11 protein-coding genes are annotated in these 10,445 nt (G+C 60.2%); 3 read left to right on the top strand and 8 right to left on the bottom strand.

Annotation, left to right across the window (positions count from 1 at the left end; all coding sequences use genetic code 11):
• Positions 1-26 precede the first annotated feature (26 nt).
• From PUT78_RS10520 to rpsO, 4 genes are all read right to left on the bottom strand, one after another.
• The gene (locus tag PUT78_RS10520) at positions 27-1,511 is read right to left on the bottom strand and encodes a hypothetical protein (RefSeq protein ID WP_274352223.1); all 1,485 of its coding nucleotides are present in this window, start codon (positions 1,509-1,511) and stop codon (positions 27-29) included.
• Between the two features lie 18 nt (positions 1,512-1,529).
• Positions 1,530-2,816 carry a GumC domain-containing protein gene (locus PUT78_RS10515; protein WP_274352222.1) on the bottom strand — a complete coding sequence of 429 codons (1,287 nt, stop codon included), beginning with the start codon at positions 2,814-2,816 and terminating at the stop codon, positions 1,530-1,532.
• Between the two features lie 2 nt (positions 2,817-2,818).
• Entirely contained in the window at positions 2,819-3,706 is an 888-nt protein-coding gene (locus PUT78_RS10510; protein WP_274352221.1) for a P-loop NTPase family protein, read from the bottom strand.
• A gap of 223 nt (positions 3,707-3,929) precedes the next feature.
• Entirely contained in the window at positions 3,930-4,199 is a 270-nt protein-coding gene (rpsO, locus tag PUT78_RS10505; protein ID WP_274352220.1) for a 30S ribosomal protein S15, read from the bottom strand.
• Between the two features lie 267 nt (positions 4,200-4,466).
• Between rpsO and PUT78_RS10500 the strand changes: the two genes are divergently transcribed.
• Positions 4,467-5,495 (top strand): calcium-binding protein, encoded by a 1,029-nt coding sequence (locus PUT78_RS10500; RefSeq protein WP_274352219.1) that lies wholly within the window; start codon positions 4,467-4,469, stop codon positions 5,493-5,495.
• Positions 5,496-5,575: 80 nt separating this feature from the next.
• Here PUT78_RS10500 and PUT78_RS10495 read toward each other — a convergent pair whose 3' ends face one another.
• The gene (locus PUT78_RS10495) at positions 5,576-6,004 is read right to left on the bottom strand and encodes an FKBP-type peptidyl-prolyl cis-trans isomerase (RefSeq protein ID WP_274352218.1); all 429 of its coding nucleotides are present in this window, start codon (positions 6,002-6,004) and stop codon (positions 5,576-5,578) included.
• A gap of 194 nt (positions 6,005-6,198) precedes the next feature.
• Here PUT78_RS10495 and trmB point away from each other — a divergent pair, with 194 nt between their 5' ends.
• A complete protein-coding gene (gene trmB / locus PUT78_RS10490) occupies positions 6,199-6,930 on the top strand; it encodes a tRNA (guanine(46)-N(7))-methyltransferase TrmB (protein ID WP_274352217.1) in 732 nt (243 codons plus the stop codon).
• A gap of 238 nt (positions 6,931-7,168) precedes the next feature.
• On the opposite strand, the gene fmt is transcribed toward trmB, so the two are convergent.
• From fmt to def (PUT78_RS10475), 3 genes are read right to left on the bottom strand one after another with little or no spacing between them, the layout of a single operon-like run.
• Complete coding sequence (fmt, locus tag PUT78_RS10485; protein ID WP_274352216.1) at positions 7,169-8,071, bottom strand: methionyl-tRNA formyltransferase; 903 nt, start codon at positions 8,069-8,071, stop codon at positions 7,169-7,171.
• Positions 8,071-8,565 (bottom strand): peptide deformylase, encoded by a 495-nt coding sequence (gene def / locus PUT78_RS10480; protein ID WP_274352215.1) that lies wholly within the window; start codon positions 8,563-8,565, stop codon positions 8,071-8,073. The genes fmt and def (PUT78_RS10480) overlap by 1 nt, the downstream gene beginning before the upstream one ends.
• A complete protein-coding gene (gene def / locus PUT78_RS10475) occupies positions 8,562-9,083 on the bottom strand; it encodes a peptide deformylase (RefSeq protein WP_274352214.1) in 522 nt (173 codons plus the stop codon). The genes def (PUT78_RS10480) and def (PUT78_RS10475) overlap by 4 nt, the downstream gene beginning before the upstream one ends.
• 101 nt (positions 9,084-9,184) lie before the next feature.
• Here def (PUT78_RS10475) and PUT78_RS10470 point away from each other — a divergent pair, with 101 nt between their 5' ends.
• Positions 9,185-10,357 (top strand): MalY/PatB family protein, encoded by a 1,173-nt coding sequence (locus PUT78_RS10470; RefSeq protein ID WP_274352213.1) that lies wholly within the window; start codon positions 9,185-9,187, stop codon positions 10,355-10,357.
• The last annotated feature ends 88 nt before the right edge of the window (positions 10,358-10,445 follow it).

Below are 10,445 nucleotides of genomic sequence, written 5' to 3'. Positions count from 1 at the left end.
TTCAATTACGGTCGTGTTTTCAGCCCTTACAGGAAGCTGCGCTTCAGGGCGGGTTCGGATGTGCGCGCCGTGGACATAAGCCCGGCGCGGCCGGGCAGGTTGCGCCAGTGTTCCAGCTGGGCAGTACGGCTGCGCCTGTTCTGCAGTTCGGCATGCCCCAGAAGTGCGCCAGCGATCAGCCATGTCAGGGACACCAGCGTTGCATTGGGCAGCAGATCCACCAGACTGGCCCCAAGTATCAGCGCCAGAACACCCGCCTGCGGGGGAAGCGCACTGTCAGGCACCTGTCGGTACCGCCACAACAGTGCCAGCAATGGCAGGCACAGCAACCCGAACAGTGCCAAGTAACCCACCCAGCCCCATTGCCCGATGGTTATGACCCATTGTCCGTCGCTGATCGATATCATCTCGCCGGTCTGGGGGTCAAAAATCTGGTTCCGCCCGTAGCCGCCCCAGCCAAAAAGCGGTTTCTGGGCTGCGCGGTCCAGCAGCAGGTCTTCATTGTCGAAACGGAATTGCAATGACTGCGCCCGTTCCTGACTGCGCTGGCTTGCAAGTTCGACCAGTTTGTCCGTTGGTACAAGGCCAGCACCGCGCAACAATGGATAGCTTAATGTCAGCAGGGCCATCAGACCTGCAACGCGAAGCTGCATACGCGGTTTCAGAAGCACCACGAGCGTCGAAATCGTCAGCAGGATCAGCAATGGCCCAAGGCTTTTGGTCAGATTCACCATGACGAACAGATATACCGCGATGATGCTGGCACGCACCCGGTCTGACGGGGTGGCCTGTTTGGCAAAATACAGCGCGGACACCGCAGTCATGACCATGAACAGCGACAGCCACAACCCATGCGGCATGAAAACAATGGGGCGATAGCCGCCTTCGCGCATCATCTGCTGGAAATCATGCTGAAAGAAACCATAGATATCGGTGTGCAGTTGCGGGCTGAAGCGCACCTCCCACATGATTGGTACGGAGTAGATCAGCCCGGCAATCATCAGCGCGCGCAGCAATTCGGTCAATGCCTGTTCGCTTGCCAGCAGGTGCCGCGCCATGAAGAAGGGCAGGATCATGATAAGCTGTCGCACCAGCATCGACACGGAATCGTATATGCGCATGCCCGGAACTGAATAGGCGTGATCACTTGTCAGCGTCAGTCGTCCGCTTTGCGCCATGCCAAAAACCAGCGGGTCAGTGTTGAAGAATACCGCAATCACCGGCGCCGCGCACAGCACCACCACCAATGCCTTGCCCAACAGGCCATCGGGCAACAAACCGGGACGCATTTTCAGCATCACCAGGCACAGCGCGAATGCCGTCAGATTGGGAATCGATGTCTTGTCAAATGCGGGGATAACCGGAAGGTTGAACTCGGTCAGTTCAGGCAGGGCCATATACCCGCCCAGAATTGCCCAGATAAAGGCCCGCTCCGGGGCCATCTTGCGGAACATGGCCACAATCACGAATGGCCAGATCAGAAGTGCGGCATAAGCAATGATACTGGGCATGATCCGTCCATCCCCGCGCTAGGTCTGGATCAGGGGGCTTAGGACTGCCGCAAGCGTCAGCATGAACAACGCCAGACCCGCGAAACGCGCTGTCAGCAGGCGCCTGCGCTGCGCGGGCAGAACCAGTTCCGGCAGAACCAGCACCGGGCGCATACCGGTTTCACGTTCCACCTGTCCTGCACTGCGCAGTGCCGGGCGCAGCAGTTCATAGCCAAAAGCCGCTACAACCGCCAGCACAGCCGCCCCGAACACGCCCATCAGCATTGTCATCTTGCGGCTGCGCGAAATCGGGTATTCCGCTGCGGTTGCGGGTTCCAGAATTTCGAACGCAGCAATCTGCTGGCCCGTTTCCAGCCGCAGATTGGTTTCGGCATCGACGATCTGGTCCGCAATCTCGCGCAAGCTGTCCTGCAGCCGTTCCTCTCGCTGCTCAATCATGGCCATGTCGCGTTCGATCTGCGCCACACGGGTAAAGAAGGGTTCCAGTTCATCCCGGCGCGACTGAAGGCGGGCAAGCTCGGCCTGCCGTGTGACCAGCTGGTCGCGCAGCAACGCGAGCCGACGCTGGGTGCTGCCCTGACTGTTCTGCGCGGCCAGTTCGGATTCCAGCACGACAATGTCACTTTCGGTGGATTGTATCGCCGTGGTCAGTTGCAGCAGTTCCGCCCGGCGCAGTTCCACACTGAACGGCATTGCATCCGGGTGCAGGGCAGAAAATGCGCGCATCTCTGCTGCGACCTCGCGCAGGTTTTCTTCGGTCTGATTGTGTCTTTCATGCAGAAAGGACAGGGTTTCACGCGCGCGAGCTTCACGCCCGGCACCGGTTTCCGCGATGATCATGCTGGCAAGTTCATTTGCGATATTCGCGGCCTTGGGCCCTTCATCCGCGCGGGCCTGCACGATGATCGAGGACAAGACACCGTCGCGCGCAAAGCCGATTGTCACCGCCTCGTGGCTTAGAAAGGTGACGGATTCGCGCATTGCGTCAACACGCTCATGCACAGGCAGCCCGGCGAAAAGGTCATATTTATCGGCCAGCGCCAGCATGTTCTCGCGCGTGGTCAGGCGCTGCTCCACCAGTTGCAGCAGCCGTGCAGGCGCATTCTGCACACCCGCTGTGGTGGCAAATTCCCCCGAGACCGTATTCAGGCGCGCAGAAAGCACCGTATGCGACTGAAAGACCGGCGCAGTCTGCAACGCAATAAACGCCGCAAGGATTGCGCCAATTCCTGTCGCAACAAGCAGCAGGTCAAACCGACGACGCAGAAAGCCCATAAGTTCCGGAAGGGATTGAATTGGCCCCATGATCAGCGCCCCCGCTGCGGGGTTGCATCACGGTTCATGACCACACCCAGAAATTCCGCCTGATCCTGCAATACCCGCTCGCACGCCGCGATGTCGCTGGCGCTTGTCCGGCGGCTGTCGGAGACGATCAGCACCGCGTCAATGCCGGGTAGCAGGTTCAGCGCAACATCCCCTTCCAGCAGCGGCGGCATGTCACAGACAACAAAATCCGGCCCCATGAAGCCCAGAATGTCCTGCATCATATCGGTGAAATCCTCTGCGGGGAATGCTGCACCAGTCTGAATGGACTCCGGGTCGGGCCGGTTCAGGCCCAGCGCAAGCGTCGGGTATGCGCGTTGCAGGTGCGTTTCCACAGGAATATCGCCCCGTATGGCGGGCAGGATGGGACCATTTGGCACCGCTTCGAAATATCGGTGCAGACCGGGATCGGCGAAATGCAGGTCCAGCCCCACAACATGCAGATCCGCACGGCGCGCGAAACTGGCAAGCAGCCCGGCTGTGGTAAAACTGGTCCCCGCACCCGCATGTGGCGACGTAATCCCCAGACTGCGCAGCCCGCGTTTACGAAAAGTCTGTATAAGCTGGGTGCGCAACACATCAAACAGCTTCGCAAGCGCGGGATCGCGCGCTTGCTGGTTGAACAGGCGCGCCGCCTTGTCGGTATCCTTGTCCCGGGCAAGAGGTGCAAGGTTTTCCCAGGCCGCATCATTCAGCGTATCGGTGGCAGCTGTATCAACGCGTGGCGCAACGTCATAGCGCTGCGCCGGACCGCCCGACAACGCAAGCCCGCGACGCAGCGGGGCCGTAACCGGCTGTCCGGTACCGGTGACCGCGCTGCGGCCTGAACGCTTCAAAAGCTGTTCCAGCTTTCGCGTGTTTACCATAATCATACCTGTCACCGGACTCAAAGCGTGCGGAACTTAATTGCTTCCTTACCAACATATGTATCAGTCTATGGCGCTGCTTGGCGACAGAAATAAGGCAATTTGAAGGCTATGTCCTGTCACATTCGCCCGATCACGGTATTGCGCCCCGACGCCCGGAAGAATGGCATTAAAAAACGCCCGCCTAGTTCAAGGCGGGCGCAGGACTGTCCATGAACCTTCGGTTCTGTTAGCGGCGGATACCCAGTTTCGCGATCAGAACGCGGTAACGGGCTTCATCCTTGGCGCGCAGATAGTCCAGCAGCTTGCGGCGCGTGGCCACCAGTGTCAGCAACCCACGACGGGAATGGTTGTCTTTCTTGTGGGTCTTGAAATGCTCGGTCAGGTTCGTGATACGCTTGGTCAGCACAGCAACCTGAACTTCAGGTGAACCGGTATCGCCTTCGGTGCGGGCAAATTCCTGAATCAGGCGGGTTTTGTCTTCAACGGTAATCGACATCGGTATCTCCTGTAGGTTAGTAGGTTTCAGCGCAGGCCGGGATGTCGTCCAGCAAGGCCAGTAAGCCGTGCCAATGGCACAGGCGCGCCGAATAGACCATTTGCAGCGCCAAGGAAAGCCCGTTTTAAAGGGGCTGCGTTAACCAGTTCTACAGATTCCCGTGTGCTTTCGCCGGATGTCACTGTGAGAATCCTGAATAATGTGAAATAATTACGGTGTTGGGTGAAATGAATATTGGGTCTTCGTTGCCATGTGGGGTGGTACAGTATGTTGATGTTTATGGGGTTGTTCGGTGCCTTGCTTGCCGGTGTTGCGGCGGACAGCATGCTTGCATCAGCCAGGGATTCCGAAAGTCACGACAATGATTCCCCGGATGATGCGTATAACACGGCGCCGGACTCTGACGATGCGCAGGCAAGTCTCAGTGCCGGGAATGTGTTGGGCGGGACCGGCGACAGCCTGGATGACATGTTCGGGGCTACGCCGGATTCGGACATGCCCGAAACGGAAGCCGTGCCGTCGTTCTTTCCCGCGCCGGATGTCGCTGGTTTGTTCGATGATCTGGATGAACGCATTCACAGTTCGGATGCGTTCATCCAGCCGGAACCCGGACAACCGGTTCACCTGACAGGCGGGGACAGCCCCGCATTGCTGCAAGGTGGTGCGCTTGATGACACGCTGACCGGCGGGGCGGGAAATGACACGCTTCTTGGTCACGGTGGCGATGACTGGCTGCAGGCTGGTCAGGGGGCCACGCATATGAACGGCGGGACCGGAAACGACACGCTGATCGGCGGGGCGGGAAATGATACGCTGATCGGCGGTGACGGCGATGATCTGCTGATTGCCGGCGCCGGAAACAACACGCTGAATGCCGGGGTTGGGAATGACACGCTGATCGGCGTTGCGCTGGATCATAATGGCAATGATATCAGCGGGCGGAATTTTCTGAACGGGGGTGACGGGGACGACATTCTGATCGCCGGTCAGGGCGATTATCTGAACGGCGGGGACGGTGCCGATACCTTTGCGCTGGGCGATTGGCTACAGGGTAACGCACCTGTCACCATTGTCGATTACAACCCGCAGGATGACCAGATTGTCCTGCATTACGACCCTGCACGTCTTGCCATGCCGGAACTTCAGGTGCAATTCAGCGCCACAGACCCTGACACAGCCCAGATCTGGCTACAGGGTCACCTTATCGCCAATGTCGCCAATGGCGCGGGACTGACCGCGCAGGACATTGCGCTGGTGGCGAAATACCCTGACATGACGCATATCGCCGCCGCATGACATGGGCGCGCCTGTGAAAGGCGCGACCAGCTTGCGCGGCGCAGTGCCATGACAGGGCTGTCAGCTTGCGCCGGGGTGCGTCAACCGACCGAAACCACCTCTACGGCGAAGGTCAGGTCTTTGCCAGCCAGCGGATGGTTTGCGTCCAGCGTCACGGCCTGATCGGTCACTTCAGCCACTGTCACGGGCATTGCACGCCCGTCGGGCGTCTGCATTTGCAGCATGGTGCCGGGGTCTAGCGGAATATGGTCGGGTATCTGGTCGCGCGGCACTTCCTGCCGGGCTTCGGGTTGATATTCGCCATATGCTTCAGCGCTGGGAATAGTAACCGTTTTCTGGTCACCCACAGTCATGCCGTCAATCGCACGGTCAAGGCCGGGGATAATTGCACCGGTGCCAAGCTGGAATTCCAGCGGATCGCGGCCTTCGGAACTGTCGAAAACCGACCCGTCTGACAGGGTGCCGGTGTAATGAATACGTACAGTATCGCCCGCTTTGGCTTGCGTCATGGGAATTCCTTCCGTGATGATGATGGTGGGGGGATGAGCTTTTCAGAGGCGCGCAATCTCGCACGGTTGCTCTGGGGGTACTGCGCCAAATATGAGGGTTTGGCCCTTGTTTGTAAACCCATCGGCCCCAAGTCGCTTGACCCGGGCGGCCCGCCCCGGCATACCCGCCGCGCAAAAGCCACGGAATAAAGCATATGTCAGCGCCCACGCCACCTGAGAAACGCAATTTCTATGGCCGGATCAAAGGCAAGACCCTGAAGCCCGCGCAACAGCGCTATCTGGACGAGGATCTGGCGCAACTTTGCCCCGGCGGGGTGAGCAGGCAGGACAACCCGGACCGGCATCCCGTTGACCCGCAAAGTTTTTTCGGCGATGCGCGGCCGATCTGGCTGGAAGTGGGGTTTGGCGGCGGGGAACATCTGGTTCACCAATGCGCGCGCAATCCGGGCGTGGGGATTATCGGCTGTGAACCCTATATCAATGGCGTAGCCATGTTGTTGGGCAAAATCCGGAACGCGGGCGTTGACAATCTGCGCGTCTATCCATGGGATGTGCGCGACCTGTTCGATGTGCTGCCGGACCAATGCCTTGAGCGCGCGTTTCTGCTATATCCGGACCCCTGGCCGAAAGCCCGTCACCACCGCCGCCGCTTTGTCACGCCGGGCTATCTGAACCCGTTGGCGCGGGTGCTGAAACCGGGCGCGGTGTTTCGTGTCGCGACTGATATTCCCGATTATGTGCGCCAGACCATGGAAGAAGTGCCGCCCGCCGGTTTCGACTGCCTGACCCCTGCACCTGCGGACTGGGCGCAGCCCTGGGATGACTGGTTATCCACGCGCTATGAACAAAAAGCCCTGCGCGAAGGGCGCAACCCGCATTACCTGACATTCCGGCGCAATGATCAGCCCACGCGCGGGATCGCGTAAAACCGGGGTCGGGGGCATTAATTTAGCCGCGCCAGCGGTGGGCCGGGGTCTGCCGGTCCCACGTCGTAGAAATTCACTTTATGCTGGCGGCATAACTCCGGCATCCAAGGATGGAATCAGCATCAGCGAAACCGGCAGGCCGCGGGACGGCCCACCGGTGGCGCGGCGGGCTGCGCCCTTTGCTCCGCGCCATGGGGACGCCAACAAACAGAATGCTTCGACCCTATCTGACCAGCCTTTACCCGAAAACCGCGCCAGTAACGGACCCCGCCCCGCGCAGCAATTCCACCGCAGACATGGCGCGTTTGCCTTCGCGCTGCACCTGTGTCACTTGAACGGCCCCCTTTCCGCAGGCGATTGTCAGCCCTGTCAGCACCTGTCCCGGTGTGCCGGTCCCGTCCACGGCCTGCGCGTGCAGCAGTTTCAACCGCCCGAACGGCGTTTCACACCACGCCCCCGGAAAAGGGGACAAGCCACGGATTTGCCGCGCGACATGGTCCGCAGGCTGCGTCCAGTCAACGCGCGCTTCGGCCTTGTCAATCTTGGCGGCATAGGTGACGCCTGTCTCTGGCTGCGGTACGGGCGTCAGGTCGGGCAATTGCGCAAGCGCGCGGCCAATCAACCCAGCGCCCCTCTGTGACAGGCGGTCATGCAGGGTCTGGGCGGTGTCGTCATCGCCGATCGTGGTGGTCTGGCGCAACAGAACCGGCCCGGTGTCCAGTCCCGCATCCATCTGCATGATGCATATGCCGGTCTCATAATCGCCTGCCATGATGGCGCGCTGAATGGGCGCAGCCCCGCGCCAACGTGGCAGAAGCGAGGCGTGAATATTCAGGCACCCCAAGCGCGGCGCGTCCAGCACCGGCTGCGGCAGGATCAACCCATAGGCCACCACCACTGCCACATCCGCCCCAAGGGCTGCGAATTCCGCCTGTTCATGGGCACCCTTCAGGCTGGTGGGGTGGCGCACGGGCAGGCCAAGTGCATCGGCGCGCGCATGCACCGCCGTTGGGCGCGGTTGCTTGCCACGGCCAGCAGGGCGCGGCGGCTGGGTGTAGACGCATATGACTTCATGTTCGGCATGAATGGCATCCAGTGCAGGAACCGAAAAATCCGGCGTGCCCATGAAGATAACGCGCATCAGCCCGCCTTTCTGGCGCGACGTAACAGCATGTCGCGCTTCAGCTTGCTGAGATGGTCAAAATACATCCTGCCGTTCAGGTGGTCGATCTGGTGTTGAACAGACGTCGCCCAAAGCCCCACGAAATCGCGATCCTCCAGCGTGCCGGTTTCATTCATGAACCGCACTGTCACCGCGCGGGGCCGTTCGATTTGCGCCCAGACACCGGGCAGGTTGGGGCTGCCTTCGTCATGGCGGCGCATCTGGGCACTGGCATGCAGGATTTCGGGGTTCGCCATACGCACCGCCTGCCCGCGCGCATCGGACGCATCCACCACCGCCAGCCGCAGCATGACGCCGATCTGGGGCGCGGCGAGGCCCACACCGGGCATGGCTTCCATCGTGTCAATCATATCGGCCCAGATGGCGCGGATTTCTTCGGTTATCGTGTCAACCGGTGCCGCGACACTGCGCAAGCGCTTGTCAGGCCAGGGTATGCAGGGGCGCACGCTCACCCGCGCGCCTGTTCACGCTTGAATTTGACCATCTTGCGGGTGATCATCTGGCGTTTGATGGCACCCAGATGGTCGATGAACAGCTTACCGTTCAGATGGTCCAGTTCATGCTGCGCACATGTGGCCCAAAGCCCGTCGAATTCGTCTTCATGTAGCTTGCCGTCAAGACCCGTCCAGCGCATGGTCACCAGCTTCGGGCGGGTGACTTCGGCATAGTGTTCCGGGATGGACAGACACCCTTCTTCATAGGTGTTCATTTCATCGGAAGTCGCAACAATTTCGGGGTTGATCAACACCATGGGCCGTGGGCTTTCGCCTTCTTCCTTGACGCAATCCATGACGAACATGCGTTGCAACACGCCAACTTGCGGCGCGGCCAGCCCGACACCGGGGGCGTCATACATGGTTTGCAGCATGTCTTCGGCCAGTTTGCCGATATCAGGGGTTATCCCGTCAATCGGGGTGCATGGCTTCTTCAGCCGCGGGTCGGGGTGTATCAGGATCGGGCGCAGGGTCATGATTTGCGATTTAAGCCAAGCCAGACCCCTGTTCAATGGGGCATTTTCCGCTTGCAGCCCGGCCTTGCACAGGCCAGCTTGTCCAAAACTAGGGGTTTGCTATGAATTTTGACCAGATCATCGACCGGCGCGGCACACATTCCATGAAATGGGACATGATGCAGGACCGCTATGGCGTATCCCCCGATACCGGAATCTCCATGTGGGTGGCCGATATGGATTTCCGCCCGCCCACCTGCGTGCAGGATGCGCTGCAAAAGGCGCTGGATCACGGTGTTTACGGCTATTTCGGCGATGACGACGCTTACCGCGCCGCGATCTGCTGGTGGATGGCCAACCGCCATGGCTGGCAGGTGGACCCCGCGCATATTTTCACCACGCATGGGCTGGTGAACGCGGTTGGCCTGTGCCTGCATACATGGACGCAACCCGGCGATGGGGTTATTCTGTTTACCCCCGTTTACCACGCTTTTGCGCGCACCATTCATGCCGCCGGGCGCAAGGTGGTCGAATGCCCGCTGGCGCTGAATGATGGCATCTATGAGATGGACCTTGACGCCGCCGATGCACAGATGACCGGGCAGGAACGCATGGTCATCCTGTGTTCGCCGCATAATCCCGGTGGCCGGGTCTGGACGGCGCAGGAATTACGCGACATTGCCGCATTCTGCACCCGCCATGACCTGCTGCTGGTCTCGGATGAAATTCACCACGATCTGGTCATGCCCGGTCACAGACATATTCCGATGCCGGTGGCCGCCCCTGACTGCATCGACCGCCTGGTGATGCTGACCGCCGCGTCCAAGACATTCAACCTTGCGGGCACGCATTGCGGCAATGTCATCATTGCCGATGACCGGTTGCGCGGGCAGTTTGCCGATACGCTGGCCGCGATGGGCATTTCGCCCAATTCATTCGGTCTGCATGCCGTAACCGCGGCCTATTCGCCCGCAGGCGCGGAATGGGTCGATGCGCTATGCGCCTATCTGGACAGCAACCGACAGGTGTTTGATGCAGGCGTGAATGCCATACCCGGCGTGCGGTCGATGACGCTGCAATCCACCTATCTGGCCTGGGTGGATTTTTCGGGCACCGGCATGGAGCCTGATGAATTCAGCGCGCGGGTGGAACAACAGGCTCAGATCGCCGCCAATCACGGACCGACATTCGGCACCGGTGGAACGCCCTATCTGCGCTTTAATATCGGCGCTCCGAGATCCGTGATTGAACAGGCTGTAGCGCGCTTGCAGGCTGCGTTCCGGGATCTGCAATAGCGGCCATGCACAGGGCGCGTGCGGGAATGCAGATTGCCCCGCCCCCGCCCCGGCCCATATGACCGTTAAAGCAAACGGAGGTTTCCAC

The organism is Roseinatronobacter alkalisoli, from assembly GCF_028745735.1.
GTDB lineage: Bacteria > Pseudomonadota > Alphaproteobacteria > Rhodobacterales > Rhodobacteraceae > Roseinatronobacter > Roseinatronobacter alkalisoli.
This window is presented reverse-complemented; position numbering and strand designations above follow the sequence as displayed.